Origin of the sequence: Ruegeria atlantica, assembly GCF_013032505.1 — a bacterium.
In the GTDB taxonomy this organism is placed as follows: Bacteria; Pseudomonadota; Alphaproteobacteria; order Rhodobacterales; family Rhodobacteraceae; genus Ruegeria; species Ruegeria atlantica_F.
The window spans coordinates 580,041-595,415 of record NZ_WQCG01000002.1; the positions used below are offsets into that span (position 1 = coordinate 580,041).

A 15,375-nucleotide genomic window follows, 5' to 3' on the forward strand; every position below is an offset into this window, starting at 1 on the left:
CTCTCAGTTGAGGGGCAACCGGCGGAAACGACCGGGAATTGCGGGGTCATGGAAGTGGTCAAGCGGTCCGTTCTCGACCAGATGGTTGTGCCAATGGGCAAGGGCATAGCGATCCAGAGAAACCCCAAGGCCGGGACCCTCGGGCACGGAAATCACGTTGTTTTTCTGGCGGAAAGGCCCGCCTTCGATCACGTCGCCGATCTGCCAGCGGAACAGCGATTGCGAGGGTTCGGATATCCACGGCATCGCCGCAGACATGTGCAGATATCCGGCAGTGGCGATCCCGGCATCACCAGAATAGCACCAGAAGCCGATGCCCATCGCCTCACACGCGCCAATGAACCTCACAGCGCGGGAAATCCCACCCAGCACGGCGAAATTGGTGACGATGTAATTGGGTGCACCCAAAGCTACCGCCTTGCGGATTTCCGGCACATGAGTCGAGATCGGAATGGTGAAGTAACGGCGCAGCTCCGCCATCTCCTCAAAAGTGGCAACCGGGTCTTCGTAGTTGCGAATGTTGTAGGGCTCGATCTCGCGGAAGACGCGCATGGCGGTGGGCAGGCTCCACTGCATGTTACTGTCCAGACGGATCATCGCCTCACGGCCCAGACCGTGACGCAGGGCCTTGACCGTGTCGATCTCAAGCTCGGGGTTACCGAGGATCAACTTGCCCTCGAACATGGTACTGCCATGTTCCTCGCGCATGCGGATGCAGTAGTCGACGACAGCCTCCGGGCTCATCTCGCCGCCTTCGCGGTACCCGAAATACTCGGTGAAGGGGATATTTTTGCGCACCGCACCGCCCAGCAAGCGATAGAGAGGCTCATCCGCCACCTTGCCGCGCAGGTCCCAAAGAGCAATTTCAATTGCGCCAAAGGCTTTCACCACCGAATTGTCATCGGTGTTCTGCACGATCTGCCAGGGCGGCACGCATAAGCTTTCGCAGACCGCTATATCCAGCGGGTCCGTGCCAATCAGACGTTCGCCCATGGCGCGAATTGCCTCTACCACACCAACCGACGGAGCCTCACCCAAACCGACGAGGCCCTGATCCGTCTCAACCTCGATGATGGTTTTCGACGTGCCCGGATAATGCCCGCCGGTCCACCACATCGGTTTTTCCAACGGGATATTGACCGGGGTCGCCCGAACACCGGTAATCTTAATACCAGGCATCCGGGATTTCCTCTTTGCGGCGCGCCACATAGGCGGTCAGTTCTTCTTTCTTGGCCTCGTCCATCGCGGGCGGTTGGTATTCGTTGAGCATCTGGTTCCAGCGCTCATAGGCGCGGCGGCGCATGTCCTTGGCGCCGCCTTCCTCCCAGCTTTCCACATTCTCGCTGTCGCTGAGCTTAGGTTCATAGAATGCGGTCTGATAGTTGCGCATCGTGTGACCGCAGCCGAGGAAGTGCCCGCCGGGCCCGACCTCGCCATACGCGTCCCGAGCGAAGGCTTCGTCGCTGGTATCAAGACCCTGACTCAGTACCTTCTGATAACTGCCCAGACGATCTGCATCCATGATTAGCTTCTCAAAACCGGTACACAGGCCACCTTCCAGCCATCCGGCCGAATGCAGAACAAAGTTGGCACCGGCCAACATGGTCGAGTGCATCGAGTCTGCTGATTCATAAGCCGCCTGCGCGTCTTCGATCTTGGACGCCGTCAGCGAGCCACCACAGCGCAACGGCAGACCCGCGCGGCGGGCCAACTGGCCGATGGTGTAGTTCGAGATCACCGGCTCGGGCATGCCAAAAGTTGGCGCACCGGATTTCAACGACATTGAAGACAGGAAGTTACCCAGCACAAAGGGCGCGCCAGGGCGTAACAATTGCACATAAGCGCATACCATCATCGCTTCGGCCATCGCCTGAGCAACGCTGGCGGCTGTGCTGACCGGACCCATTGCGCCGGACAAGATAAACGGCACCACGATCAGACCCTGACCACGTGACGAGTAAACCCGCGCCGACTCTGTCACCACCCGGTCAACCAGTAGCGGCGAGTTCGTGTTCACGTTGCCCATGATCACGCAGTTTTCTTCCATGAAGTCTGCGCCAAAGACGATCTCAGCCATGTCGACGCTGTCTTGCGCACGGCTCATCTCGGTGATCGCACCCAGATGCGGCTTGTCGCTCATGGTCATGTGCGTGAACATCATGTCCAAATGGCGCTTGCTGACCGGCACGTCGCAGGGTTCGCAGGTCACGAACCCGCCGTGATGCAGGTTCGGGTGCATATAAGTTAGCTTAACCAGCTTCTCGAAGGACTCCAGATCTCCATACCGACGGCCTCCTTCCAGGTCGCGAACGAAAGGCGCACCATAAACCGGCGCAAAGACCTGATTGCCGTCACCAATGACAACCGATCGCTCGGGGTTGCGCGCAACCTGAGTGAAGCTTTTAGGCGCTTTCGAACACAAACTACGAATCCACGACGCATCGGCGCGAACAATGTCACCATCGATCCGAGCACCTTCCTTTTGCCAAAGCGCCAACGCTTCGGGGTCGTCGCGAAAGGCGATCCCGACATCTTCGAATATCCAGTCAACCTGCGCTTCGAGACGGGCCATATCCTCTTCGTTCAGAGGGTCAAAATAAGCCAGATGACGCTGAATATAGGGGAAAGCCGGAACCGAACCGGTCTCAGAACCGCGGGATCGGGATTGACGTGCGCGCCGAGCCATTATGAGTCACTCCAATGTTTCGCATGATATTACCTTTAGGACTGCAGCGTTGTGACGCTTGAAAAATTGTATGTTTAGCATAAACACAGATTATGCAAAAACTCTGGAAACAACTGGGCTCACCCCGCCATCTGGTCGTATTTGAGGCCGCCGCCCGCCTGCAATCGTTCACGCGAGCGGCGCAGGAGCTCAACGTGCAGCAACCAGCGGTCAGTGCTTCAATCAAGCAGTTGGAGACTTCGCTTGGTGCTGTATTATTCCGGCGTAGCCATCGTCGGATATCTTTGACAAACGCTGGAACCCGTCTGTTTGCCGATGTCACCCGCGCCTTCGAGATGCTGTCACATTCCGCAGCGTCGATCCGGCAGTTTGCCAGCAACGATCACGTCACGCTCAGCGCCTCTTCGGCGTTCAACAATTACTGGCTTATGCCCCGCATCGCGTCTTTTCAGAAAAATCACGCTGATATTGATCTGCGTCTGCAATCCAGTGACCGAGAACCGGACCTGGCCGTTGAAACCATAAGCCTTGCGGTACGGCTCGGAGATGGCAATTGGCCGGACTGCGAGGCGCAGTTGATATCGGACGAAGTGATATACCCCGTCGCATCACCCCTCGTCATGGCTGCGGCAGTGACCCTCCGGAGCGTACCGGGCCTGCTGAACCAACGCCTCATTCATTTGGAAGAACCCATTCGCGAGCGTCCTTCGTGGGATCAATGGTTTCGCGAATTCGGCATCACCGAAGTCACGCCCCGTAGTGGTTTGCGCCTAAACGACTACGCTCTAGTCCTGCAAGCGGCAATGGCGGGTGAAGGATTTGCCTTCGGTTGGCATCACATTGTCGAACCGCTGATTCAGCAAGGTATGCTGGCCGCGAGACCAGAATGGACGTGGAGAACCGGAAAGGGGTTTTATCTGGTCTGGTCCAAATCCCGACCGCTGACGCCAGAGGCTAAGATTGTCCGCGACTGGATACTTTCCGCCCGAGGTGTCGACTGAAATCGCTTTCCGGCATCCGCAAATGACTGCGCAACCGCAGTCTTGCACAGCAGTTGCCGTGTTCAAGATGATGCCCGCGCGGAAAAATCTGAACTGCGGGCGCGAACAGCTATGAAATCAAATACACAAGTTGGGCTCTTTCCGGCCGTTCTCTGCGTAATAAACGAAGGGCTGGTTGCTGATAGTTCAGCTAGAAATTCATGGTTTCAGGAGTCTCAGGTACAGCAAGTGCCTGAATGGCCTCTTCGCGGCCAAAACACTTTAATATCGACATTGAATATTTAAGTAAAAATATTTAGAGTTATGGGTATCTGAATTGGGGCAAATTCTCGCGTCACTTGATTGCGGCTAAGCTGCAGATCAGAGCGCGAAATATCAAAAACTTGTGCCAAACTTAGGGGAATACTCTTGGACCCGGAACTAGAACAGGCAAGCGTTGGCGATGGAAAAGAAAATCTGCGCCTTTGGCTCCGGTTTCTGAAAACTTCACGGATGATCGAGGCCCAGCTGCGGCAGAATTTGAAACGGGATTTTGATACGACTTTGCCGCGTTTTGATGTGATGGTCGCCCTTTCCCGCTATCCTGATGGCCTTAAGATGAGCGAACTTTCAGGGTTATTGCGCGTGTCCAATGGGAATGTAACTGGAATAATTGACAGGCTGGCTGTGGAGGGTCTGGCTGAACGCACGGCCGTACCTGGCGACAGGCGAGCCTTTCGGGTCTGCCTTACAGGAAAAGGCCAAATAGAATTCCAACGGCAGGCGGTGGCACACAAGTCCTGGATTGACGAACTTTTGCAGGATGTGACGCCAGAAGAAGCCACAGCCCTAGAAACCCGCCTTCTGAGTTTCAATCAGGCGTTGGAAGAACGTTCCAGCCAATTCAAAACTGTGAGCGATACCGAGACGAGTGCGCGACCATGCTAACCTCGCGGATTGCATAGAACCGCGTCATTCCTTACTCAACAAGCACCTCAATCTGCCGCAGCTTCGTGACAATCTCGTCCGGCTTTTGTCGCTTGTTTCCTATCGCGAATTCTCCGATTTCCTTATACGTAACGGCGGACTACTTAAGTGGGGCATAGTCACTAAGTTGCAGTTCTCCAGCCAAATCACCCAAATTTGCATGCAAGAACGGCGGCGCTGTAACAATTTACTTTAAGTTCAAAATTTCTAAGCTTGAACACTACAGACTGCACACATAGAATACCATGAACCAGTGTGACAATTTCGTGGAGGCGGCCATTGCCTGGGCCATGTGCGCCTTTTTCAGTGACTCAAAAAATCCTGTTCCGGCATTGCGACCCGGCTGGGATAGTTTTCTATCCGCGTTACTTCGAGATGGTGAACGATGCGATAGAAGCATTGTTCAGCGATCAGATTGGATGGCCATTCGAGCACATGCACCAAACCCACGCGGGGCCAACGGTGGCGCTTGAGGCGACTTTCTCCGCTGTCAGTCGACATGGCGACGTTTTGGACATGTGTGTCTCTGTCGAACGGCTGGGGAAATCCAGCCTACAACTGCGTACCGAGGGATGGTGCGACAATCAGTTGAGGTTCACAGTCGTCAACACGATGGTCTGTATTGATGCAAACACGAAATCGACGCCTTGGCCCAAATCGGTAAGGAAAAAACTGGAACAACTAATGGGACCACAAGAATGAAACCGCAAACCATTCAACCCGAAGGCTGGGCTCCGGCTCTTGGATATGCGAATGGCATGTTAATGGCAGACGGCACCTTGCATGTCGGCGGTCAGATCGGCTGGAACGCTCAACAGGAATTTGTCGCCAAGGATTTTATCGGCCAGATGGAACAAACCCTGTCCAACATCGTCGCCATTGTCCGCGCGGCCGGGGGCGAAGTCGAAGATATCGGCCGTCTGACATGGTTTGTTAAAGACAAAGCTGAATACCTCGCCAATCAGCGGGAGGTGGGTCAAGCCTACCGAAAAATAATGGGCAAGCATTTCCCTGCTATGTCGATGATCATGATAAAGGATCTGGTCGAAGACGAGGCATTGCTTGAAATCGAGGCCACAGCTTATATCGCGCCAAATGTCTGAACTGGGGTAACCATGGAAGCATTCATCTGCGACGCAGTTCGGACTCCAATCGGACGTTACGGGGGCTCTTTGTCCCAGATCCGGCCCGACGACATGGCCGCACACGTCATTCGATCTCTTGTCGGGCGCAATTCGTCCGTCGACTGGTCCGTGCTGGATGAGATCGTGCTGGGTTGTGCCAATCAATCAGGTGAAGATAACCGCAACGTCGCCCGGATGGCCGGGCTGTTGGCCGGCCTACCGGTCGAGGTGGCGGGCTTCACGGTAAACCGGCTTTGCGCTTCGGGTATGGATGCGGTGTCTGTTTCTGCGCGCGGAATCAAGGCGGCAGAATATGACCTCGTCATCGCCGGTGGAGTGGAAAGCATGACCCGGGCGCCGTTTGTGATGCCGAAAAGTGATACCGCTTATAGCCGTGCTGCTGAAATTCACGATACGACGATTGGCTGGCGCTTTGTGAATCCTGCGATGAAGGCAGCCTTCGGGATCGACAGCATGCCGGAAACCGCAGACAATGTCGCCGAAGACTGGGGCATAAGTCGCGCAGATCAGGACGCCTTTGCGCTGCTCTCGCAACAACGCTGGCAGGCGGCGCATGCGGCTGGTCTGTTTGCAGATGAACTCGCGCCTATTTCGATCCCGCAGCGTCGCGGCGAACCGATTGTGTTTGACACAGACGAACATCCCCGGCCCAGCACACAACTGGAAAAACTGGCTATGCTTCGCGGGATTAACGGAACAGATAAGAGCGTGACGGCAGGCAATGCTTCGGGTGTGAATGACGGGGCCGCGGCCCTGCTGCTGGCATCTGAAAAAGCCATCGAAACCCATGGGTTGACGCCGATGGCCCGCGTGGTCGGTAGCGCCTCAGCCGGGGTTGAACCGCGTGTTATGGGCATTGGCCCCGTTCCGGCAGTTCGCAAGCTTTTGGCGCGGACAGGGCTGACTATCGAAGATATGGATATCATCGAATTGAATGAGGCGTTTGCCAGTCAGGGGCTGGCCTGTCTGCGAGAACTGGGCATTGCTGATGATGCTGAACACGTCAACGCAAATGGCGGTGCCATAGCAATGGGCCATCCACTGGGTATGACCGGTGCGCGGCTGGTTCTATCAGCGTCGCATCAGTTGCGGCGTAGCGGAAAACGTTATGCCCTGTGCACAATGTGCATTGGTGTCGGTCAAGGGACGGCCATTATTCTGGAACGCGCCTGAGGCCAATCCTGCCAGCCCATGGTGACTGTACCAGGGGGGCAAAATGCCCTTACGTGGTTCTTGGACGCGATGATTGCCACCTCAGGGTTTGAGGCGGAATCTTTGGATCTTTCCGGTCTGCGTTTTAGGGAGAGCATCCAAAAACTTGATGCTTCGCGGATATTTGTATGGAGCGATACTTGCTTTGACATGATCCTGCAGGAGCTTGATCGTTTCATCGCTGGCGTCATAGCCATCAGCCAGCACTACATGCGCCTGTACAATTTGTCCGCGCGCCTCGTCCGGGGCGGCGATCACCCCACATTCCGACACTGCCGAATGTGAAAGCAGCGCGGCTTCGACCTCGGGCCCGGCAATATTATAGCCAGACGATACAATCATATCGTCGCTGCGGGCGGCAAAGTGTAGATACCCTTCCTCGTCCATCACAAAGCTGTCGCCAGTCACGTTCCAGCCGTTTTGCACGTAAATTGCTTGTCGGTCGTCAGCCAGATAACGACAACCGGTCGGACCGCGCACCGCCAGTCTTCCGACCTCGCCAGCGGGCATATCGTTGCCATCGTCGTCCAGAATGCGCACCTCGTAGCCGGTTACCGGTTTACCAGTACAAGCGGGGCGGTGATCGTCAAATCGGTTTGATATAAAGATGTGCAGCATCTCGGTCGCACCAATACCATCCAGCATCGGCTTGCCGGTCTTTTCGATCCAGGCGTCATAGACCGGTGCTGGCAGAGTTTCGCCAGCAGAGACAGCCGCCCGCAGAGAAGACAAATCAGCGCCCTCTTCCATCGCCTGCAACATGAAACGATAAGCAGTTGGCGCTGTGAAACAGACGGTTGCTTTGTACTGCTCGATGATTTCAACCATATTCGGCGGGCTGGCTTGTTCCAGCAGTGTGGCCGCCGCGCCAAAACGCAACGGAAAAATCGCAAGTCCGCCCAAACCGAATGTAAAAGCCAGCGGCGGCGAACCAATGAACACATCCCTTTCGGTCACGCCCAGAACCTCGTTGGCGTATCCGTCCGCTATGATCAGCAGATCACGATGAAAATGCATCGTGGCTTTGGGGTCGCCGGTTGTACCTGACGTAAAACCCAGTAGCGCCACGTCGTCACGCCCAGTCTCGACTGCGTCGAAACGCACCGGTTTTTCCAGCGCAAGCCGGTCCAGTTCGGCATCATGATTTGACGTGCCATCAAACCCGATCACGGATTTGAGAAAGCGAGAATCCTTTGCACAAGTCTCCAACTCATCCATAAGCCGCATGTCGCACAGTGCATGGGTGATCTCGGCTTTGTCTACAATCGCCTTCAACTCAGCGGCCCGCAACATGGGCATTGAGTTCACCACAACTGCACCCGCCTTTGTTGCGGCCAGCCAGCAGGCTACCAGCGCCGGATTGTTGGCGGATCGGATCAGCACCCTGTTACCGGGTTTCACACCCAGGTCGTCGACCAGCACATGCGCCAGGCGGTTGGTCCAGTCGGAAAGCTCTTTGTAGGTGCGCCGTCTGCCATTTCCGATTAGCGCCGTGTGATCGCCAAAACCCTTTTCAACCATTGCATCGGTCAATTGCACCCCCACATTGAGGCGTTCCGGATATTCGAACCCTTCAAGATTGAATTCGGGCCACATGTCTGCAGGAGGTAGATTGTTGCGGGTAAAGGTATCGGTATGCGCGGTCGGTCCAAGCATTCTCAGTTCCCTCCTTGAAACGCGGCCATGGTTTGGCGCGCGATCACAACACGCTGAACATCCGAAGCACCCTCATAGATACGCAACGCACGGATATCTCGATACAATTCCTCGACTTTCTGCCCGTATTTGACACCATCGCCGCCGTGTAATTGCACGGCCTTGTCGATAACTTGTTGCGCCTGATCGGTTGAAAACAGTTTTGCCATCGCCGCTTCTCGCGTAACCCGCGCGGCCCCGCTATCCTTGGCCCAGGCGGCCCGATAAACAAGCAGGGCAGCCGCATCCACATCCATTGCCATGTCCGCGATATGACCTTGCACCATCTGTAATTCGAAAAGCGGCGCACCCTGCACCTGGCGCGCGTGGACCCGGTACAAAGCTTCATCCAACGCCCGGCGGGCGAAACCCAGTGCAGCGGCGGCCACTGTTGTTCGAAACACATCCAGCGTTGCCATCGCCACTTTGAACCCCTGACCGGCCGCTCCGAGAAGGGCTGTTTTGGGGATCCGTACATCCGTAAATCGTAAGGTCGCCAACGGATGCGGCGCAATAACCTGCAGACGTTCGACAACTTCGAACCCGGGTAGCCCAGCGGGTACAACAAATGCGCTCAATCCTCGTGCCCCCGGCGCTTCTCCGGTTCGGGCGAACAGCGTATAGACGTCCGCGATACCCCCGTTTGAGATCCAGGTCTTTTCGCCGTTCAACACATAATCATCACCGTCCAGCGTGGCGGTCATCGTCGAATTGGCCACGTCTGATCCCGATTGCGGCTCGGTCAGCGCAAAAGCGGCAATCGCCTTTCCGGTTCGTGTCAGCGGCAGCCACTCTCCCTTTTGCGCGTCGGTTCCAAATAACGAGATCGCCCCGGTTCCCAACCCCTGCATCGCAAAGGAAAAGTCCGCCAAGCCATCATGGCGGGCCAGTGTTTCCCGGATCAGCGAAAGCGTCCGGACATCCAGCTCACCACCCGTATGCTCCAACCATCCCGCTGCACCCAGATCCGCGACCAACTTGCGACAAGCAACATCTATTTCAGCATGAACTACGTTAAGATTGTCCGCACACCAGCGTTCAAGGGAGGTTGCTAGATCCCGATGCCGATCGTCCAAGAACGGCCACTGCAAAAAACTTCGATCAGCCATTTCGACGCCCGCCTATCCTCAATTTCAAATTGCTCCCGCCCGAAGTGCCCAGAGATCGAAAAAATACGCGGTCCAATGGATCAGTCTCCCTCGAACACCGGACGTTCTTTAGCGACAAACGCATTATAGGCGCGTTCAAAATCTCCGGTCTGCATGCAGATGGCCTGCGCCTGCGCTTCGGCCTCGATCGCCTGCTCAATCGACATCGACCATTCCTGCGCCAGCATGGTCTTGGTGATCATGTGCCCGAAATTCGGACCCGCCGCGATCTGGCCTGCCAGCTTCAACGCCGCGCCTTCCAGCTGATCGGCGTCCACAATCCGGTTGTGAAACCCCCAGGCGGCTCCCTCATCTGCGGACATGGATCGCCCGGTATAAAGCAATTCGGCCGCCCTGCCCTGACCGATGATCCGGGGAAGAATGGCGCAGGCCCCCATATCGCAACCTGCAAGCCCGACACGGGTAAACAGGAAGGCAACCTTGGCTTCTGGTGTCGCAATCCGAAGGTCCGATGCCATCGCTATGATGGCGCCGGCGCCGACGCAAACGCCGTCTATAGCAGCGATGATCGGCTTGCCGCAGTTAATCATGGCCTTCACCAGATCGCCCGTCATGCGGGTAAAGCGAAGCAGTTCTTTCATGTTCATTCGGTTCAGTGGACCGATGATGTCATGCACATCTCCACCCGAGCTGAAATTGCCGCCGTTCGACGCAAATACAACCGCCTTTACTTCGTCGTCGTAATGCAGATCGCGGAACCAATCGCGCAGTTCGGCATAGCTTTCGAAGGTCAGCGGGTTCTTACGGTCCGGACGATCCAAGGCGACTATCGCGATTCCGTTTTCTATTTTGCATTTGAAGTGCGTGGTGTCGGCGTTCATTGCGCTTCCTTCCTTGGGGCTCGGTTCCTTGGCCCAACTCGATCCTAGATTTCGCCCCCCGACAGGGTCAGCGAATGCCCGTTGACCGAGCGCGCCGCATCCGAGCAGAGCCACAACGCGGTCCCGGCGACCTCGTCGGTTTGGACGAACCGGCGTTGCGGATTTGTCTTATAAAGCGACTTTGTAGCGTCCTCTGCACTCAGGCCAGTCTTGTCCATGATGGTCTTTATCGACCGCTCCAGTAGCGGGGTATCTGTGAAGCCGGGACAGATCGCGTTGACGGTAATATCGCTCTGAGCCAGTTCCAGGGCCAAGGCGCGGGTCAGCCCCACGACCCCGTGTTTAGCGGCGACATACCCCGAGACATAGGGATATCCTTTAAGGCCGGCGGTCGAGGATATGGCTATCAGACGTCCCCATCCTGCTTCTTTCATACTGCCCAGACTGGCTTGCCACAGGTTGAACACGCCTGTCAGATTGACTGAAATCGTGCTTTCAAAATCCTCGGTCGTCATCTTTGAAAACGGCATGCTAGGCGCCGTGCCTGCGTTGGCAATCGCGATCTCTACTGGCCCATGATGATCAATACACTCTTGCAGTGCTTGATCAACCGAAGCGCGATCCGTTACGTCACAAACGCCCGCAAGCCCGTCGATCCGTGCGGCGACTTCGTTCAACTGCTCGGCACGGCGACCAAGTATCGATACGTTAGCGCCTTGGCTTGCAAACAGGGCCGCAATTTCAGCGCCAACCCCGCTGCCGCCGCCGCTGACCACAACGTGTTTTTGATCGATACTCAATGGGCCCTCCGATGTTGACTCAATCCTACAAGGACCCACAAAACCATTTCAAGAGAAAATATTTTAAGTAGAAAGCTTTTGGATGCAAAGCGCAGCTGTCGTTGGCATGCCCTGCACCCGCCCAGTTTTGGATTTAGGTAACAGTTTCGCGTTCGCTGTATTTCTTCTCAGTCCAGACCTTGCGCTCAAAGCAGTCCGCCATCACCTCGACGGCGTCAAACAGGTCAACATAGCGCAGGTAATACGGAGCCAGCCCAAAGCGCATGATGCCCGGTTCGCGGAAATCTCCAATCACGCCCTGCTCAATCATCGCTTTGACAACCGGGTAACCGTTTTCGAAATAGAGCGAAACCTGACTGCCCCGCTCATCAGGGTCGCGCGGCGATACCACCTCTAGCCCGCGCAGAACCGGATGCTGTTCGACAAGCTCTATGAATGTGTCGCACAGAGATTGGCTCTTGCCGCGGATCGCCCTCAAATCAACCCGGTCGAAGAATTCCAACGCGGCGTCTACACCTCGCAGCGCCAGCGCACTCTGGGTTCCGACGAGAAAACGTTTAATGCCTTTGGTCGGTACAAACTCGTGGTTGAACGCAAACGGGTCCGCATGACCCCACCAACCGGAAAGCGGCTGATGCGCGGCGTCATGATGACGTTCAGCGACATAGATATAAGCCGGCGATCCGGGGCCGCCATTGAGGTATTTATAGGTGCAACCAACCGCGAAATCGGCCTTGATCGCATCCAGTTCCATCGGAACGACGCCGGCAGAATGGCATAGATCCCAGATGATCAACGCACCCGCATCATGAGCCAGCTTGGTAATCTTCTCCATATCCAGCAATTTACCTGTCCGGTAATCGACGTTGGACAACAGGACGACGGAAACCTGTTCATCAATCAGATCCTCAAGACTGTCGGAATCGACACCCAGCAAGCGGCGCGACGCCCCCTCTTGCGAAGTCATGGCTCCTTCGCAAACATAAAGATCGGTGGGAAAGCTGCCTTTTTCCGACACGATGACCTTACGATCCGGGCGCAACGCCATGGCTGCACGCAAGGCTTTGTAGATATTGATCGAGGTACCATCACACACGATGGTCTGGCCAGGCGCGGCACCGATCAACCGACCAACACGATCGCCAAGGCGCTCGGGCAGTGTGAACCAGTCAGCCGCCCCCCAGCTACGGATCAACCCGTTACCCCATTCGTCTTCGACTGTTCGACTCAGAACGTCGACACTGCGCTTGGGCAATGCCCCTAAGGAGTTCCCGTCGAGATAGATCACCCCGTCCGGCAACTGAAATTCGTCCCGACACGCAGCCAGTGCATCCTGTGAGTCCAGCGCGGCGCAGTCATCTCTTGTCAGCATCATCTTTCCCTTGGGTCTGGCGCTCAAATCTTCCCCATGACGCTTTACACAATAAGGTTTCTATGTCCATATTATATAAAATGTACTAATTTGTGTATAACGCAACATGCGAAAATCTGCTGCCGAAGAAGTATATGGTCAGCTCCGTCAGATGATTCTGCGGGGTGAGCTTTCGGACGGCCAAAGCCTCAAGGCTGCGGCTTTGCAAAGTGAATTCGGCTTTGGGACGACACCGCTGCGCGAGGCATTGAACCGATTAAGCGCTGAGCAACTGGTTGTTAATTCCTTCAATCACGGCTTCCGCGTGGCTCCGATTACGCTGGACGAACTCAGGGACCTCGACAGAACCCGCCTGTTACTTGAAACCGAAATGCTAGTGTCTTCGATCCGCGATGGGGATGAAGATTGGGAGGGGAGAATCGTTGCCAGTCATTACCAATTGGCCAAGCACAGACCACCCGGTTTGGACGCAACATCCGAGGCGACGGAAAAATGGGCGGCGCGGCACCAAAGTTTTCATGAAGCACTGATTTCAGCCAGCGGCTCCCATTGGATGAATACTCTGTTGGAGCAGATCGAAACGCAGCGCACGCGCTATCATCGCTACATCCTGGTACGTGCGAAGCAAGTTGCGGCGGAACAGCCAGAAGTCAGAGATGTCGTTAACGAAAAACTTTCGAAAGTCATGGGGATCGCCGTTCATACACCGTTGATGGAGGCGACTCTGGATCGGGAAGAACGCAAAGCCCGCGACCTGATGACCGAACATATAAACCTGACATCCGACGCCTATCAGTCGATTCAGTCCCTGTTTCCGGAAAACGCGCAGAACAAGCCAACCCCTGAGGAGCCATCGCCATGAGCGAGAAGAAAGATGAGAAATTTCTGAAAAGGGGGATCGAGGACACCCTTGTCACCGATTTCGCGGCCAAACACCGTAACAGCTATGGCGACTTTCTCCAGCTGAAATCCCTGCTGAATCTACAAGAAACCTTCCAGGACCCTGCTGAACCGGATGAAATGCTGTTCATCATCATTCACCAGGTCAGCGAATTGTGGCTAAAATTGATGCACCATCAGCTCTGCGAAGTGCGTCGCTTTATTCGCGAAGATAACTTCGGCGAAGCCATGAAGAACATCGATCGCATCAAGGCCATTCAGCGTCAACTTATCGTCGCATGGGAGACACTTCTGACGATGACGCCTGCGGACTACATGAAATTCCGCGCGGCACTTGGCAATTCGTCCGGCTTCCAGAGTTACGGGTATCGGCAGATCGAGTTCATCCTGGGTAACAAGGATACATCGACATTGAAAGTGCACGAGCATGACCCCGAAGTCATGGAGATGTTAAACGACGCTTTGGTCAAGCCGTCGCTCTACGATGAGGTGCTGGCGCTGCTTGCCCGAGTCGGCTTTGACGTTCCGCAGGAACTGCTGGAGCGCGACTATTCGCAACCCTATTCAGGGGATCCGCGCATCGTCAAAATCTGGGTCGAAGTCTATCAGAACACCGGAAAGTATTGGGATCTGTACGCCTTGGCTGAAAAACTGATGGACGTGGAATCCCTGTTTCAGCGCTGGCGTTTTGATCACGCGACTGCCGTCGAGCGTGTAATCGGGATGCAAAAGGGCACCGGCGGTTCCAGCGGGGTTGCCTTTCTGAAAAAGGCGCTTGAGCTGCGCTTCTTCCACGATCTTTATGACATGCGCTCGGAACTGTTTTATGGGCAAGCGTCCGCATGAAGTATTTCCGCTTCTCAAAAACCCGAGCTTGAGCGAACCTATTAACCAAACGCCATGGTTGGGGGGATATCGCCCCCAATTTGTCTGGGCTTCAGGTGGGGAGTGCAGAGCAACGTGCAGTATTGACCGTTCAGGAAACCCAGCAGTTCGGCCCGGAAGCCGCCCATTTTCAGAATTCCTTTCCCACATCTCGAACGAGGCGCCACTCCATGTTTTGCCCTTGCCGGATTTTGGCAGGGCGAATAGCGGCGGTGGCGGCGCGCCTCGCGTCGGCTATGACTTGGCTCGGCGCGGGATGGCTGCCAGCCCCGCGTTTCGCTGCAGTATCTGCAATACCTCCAAAAACTGCTGAATATCGTCCTGACCAAGGCCCGCAAACAATTGCGTGCGAGCGTGGTCTACGTCCTCACTGCATTTTGCCAACCACTCGCGCCCCTTAGGTCGCAGGGTCACGACCGAAAAGCGGCGGTCGTTGGGCATCTGCTTTTTTTGAACAAGGCCTTTTTCGGCAAGACGATCGACAAGGCGTCCGGTTGCGGTTCGCTCGACTACAACCAGTGATGACAAATCACAGACAGACAGTGACCCCTCATCTGCGAGGCACTGCAACATACGCCATTCAACCAGTTTCAGGCCGTGCCTGCGCAGCACGCCATTCATCATGTCCCTAATCTGACGGTTTAGGACCGTCAGATGAAACTCTGGCGGATCAACGTCTTGAATCTTCATGAACGGGCCTCGTCCGGGGTTCGTGAAATTTCT

15 protein-coding genes are annotated in these 15,375 nt (G+C 55.6%); 7 read left to right on the top strand and 8 right to left on the bottom strand.

Annotated features, from left to right (window positions below):
* Window positions 1–3: 3 nt before the first annotated feature.
* Together GOW92_RS09680 and GOW92_RS09685 are read right to left on the bottom strand one after the other, a co-directional pair.
* The gene (locus tag GOW92_RS09680; protein ID WP_174822474.1) at window positions 4–1,179 is read right to left on the bottom strand and encodes a mandelate racemase/muconate lactonizing enzyme family protein; all 1,176 of its coding nucleotides are present in this window, start codon (window positions 1,177–1,179) and stop codon (window positions 4–6) included.
* Window positions 1,166–2,686: a trimethylamine methyltransferase family protein gene (locus GOW92_RS09685; RefSeq protein WP_170560253.1), complete on the bottom strand. Its 1,521-nt coding sequence runs from the start codon at window positions 2,684–2,686 to the stop codon at window positions 1,166–1,168. The genes GOW92_RS09680 and GOW92_RS09685 overlap by 14 nt, the downstream gene beginning before the upstream one ends.
* A gap of 92 nt (window positions 2,687–2,778) precedes the next feature.
* Between GOW92_RS09685 and GOW92_RS09690 the strand changes: the two genes are divergently transcribed.
* The 5 genes from GOW92_RS09690 (at window position 2,779) to pcaF (ending at window position 6,971) form a co-directional block, all read left to right on the top strand.
* On the top strand, window positions 2,779–3,687 hold the full coding sequence (locus GOW92_RS09690) for a LysR substrate-binding domain-containing protein (protein WP_170560255.1): 909 nt from the start codon (window positions 2,779–2,781) through the stop codon (window positions 3,685–3,687).
* Window positions 3,688–4,095: 408 nt separating this feature from the next.
* On the top strand, window positions 4,096–4,614 hold the full coding sequence (locus GOW92_RS09695; protein ID WP_254452968.1) for a MarR family winged helix-turn-helix transcriptional regulator: 519 nt from the start codon (window positions 4,096–4,098) through the stop codon (window positions 4,612–4,614).
* A 345-nt stretch (window positions 4,615–4,959) separates the two neighbouring features.
* Entirely contained in the window at window positions 4,960–5,355 is a 396-nt protein-coding gene (locus GOW92_RS09700) for an acyl-CoA thioesterase (RefSeq protein WP_368040269.1), read from the top strand.
* Entirely contained in the window at window positions 5,352–5,756 is a 405-nt protein-coding gene (locus tag GOW92_RS09705; RefSeq protein ID WP_170560257.1) for a RidA family protein, read from the top strand. Before GOW92_RS09700 ends, GOW92_RS09705 begins: the two co-directional genes overlap by 4 nt.
* 12 nt (window positions 5,757–5,768) lie before the next feature.
* Window positions 5,769–6,971 (top strand): 3-oxoadipyl-CoA thiolase, encoded by a 1,203-nt coding sequence (gene pcaF, locus GOW92_RS09710; RefSeq protein ID WP_170560259.1) that lies wholly within the window; start codon window positions 5,769–5,771, stop codon window positions 6,969–6,971.
* Window positions 6,972–7,052: 81 nt separating this feature from the next.
* Here pcaF and GOW92_RS09715 read toward each other — a convergent pair whose 3' ends face one another.
* The 5 genes from GOW92_RS09715 to kynU form a co-directional block, all read right to left on the bottom strand.
* Entirely contained in the window at window positions 7,053–8,666 is a 1,614-nt protein-coding gene (locus GOW92_RS09715) for an AMP-binding protein (RefSeq protein ID WP_170560261.1), read from the bottom strand.
* Between the two features lie 2 nt (window positions 8,667–8,668).
* Window positions 8,669–9,814: an acyl-CoA dehydrogenase family protein gene (locus GOW92_RS09720; RefSeq protein ID WP_170560263.1), complete on the bottom strand. Its 1,146-nt coding sequence runs from the start codon at window positions 9,812–9,814 to the stop codon at window positions 8,669–8,671.
* An 80-nt stretch (window positions 9,815–9,894) separates the two neighbouring features.
* Window positions 9,895–10,695 (bottom strand): enoyl-CoA hydratase family protein, encoded by an 801-nt coding sequence (locus GOW92_RS09725; RefSeq protein ID WP_170560266.1) that lies wholly within the window; start codon window positions 10,693–10,695, stop codon window positions 9,895–9,897.
* Between the two features lie 44 nt (window positions 10,696–10,739).
* Entirely contained in the window at window positions 10,740–11,495 is a 756-nt protein-coding gene (locus GOW92_RS09730) for an SDR family NAD(P)-dependent oxidoreductase (protein WP_170560268.1), read from the bottom strand.
* Window positions 11,496–11,628: 133 nt separating this feature from the next.
* Window positions 11,629–12,870 carry a kynureninase gene (kynU, locus tag GOW92_RS09735; RefSeq protein ID WP_170560270.1) on the bottom strand — a complete coding sequence of 414 codons (1,242 nt, stop codon included), beginning with the start codon at window positions 12,868–12,870 and terminating at the stop codon, window positions 11,629–11,631.
* Between the two features lie 103 nt (window positions 12,871–12,973).
* On the opposite strand from kynU, the gene GOW92_RS09740 reads away from it, so the two are divergent.
* A complete protein-coding gene (locus GOW92_RS09740; RefSeq protein WP_170560272.1) occupies window positions 12,974–13,729 on the top strand; it encodes a GntR family transcriptional regulator in 756 nt (251 codons plus the stop codon).
* Complete coding sequence (locus GOW92_RS09745; protein WP_170560274.1) at window positions 13,726–14,613, top strand: tryptophan 2,3-dioxygenase; 888 nt, start codon at window positions 13,726–13,728, stop codon at window positions 14,611–14,613. The genes GOW92_RS09740 and GOW92_RS09745 overlap by 4 nt, the downstream gene beginning before the upstream one ends.
* Window positions 14,614–14,886: 273 nt before the next feature.
* Here the strand turns inward: GOW92_RS09745 and GOW92_RS09750 are convergent, their stop codons facing one another.
* On the bottom strand, window positions 14,887–15,342 hold the full coding sequence (locus GOW92_RS09750) for a MarR family winged helix-turn-helix transcriptional regulator (protein WP_170560276.1): 456 nt from the start codon (window positions 15,340–15,342) through the stop codon (window positions 14,887–14,889).
* Between the last annotated feature and the right edge of the window lie 33 nt (window positions 15,343–15,375).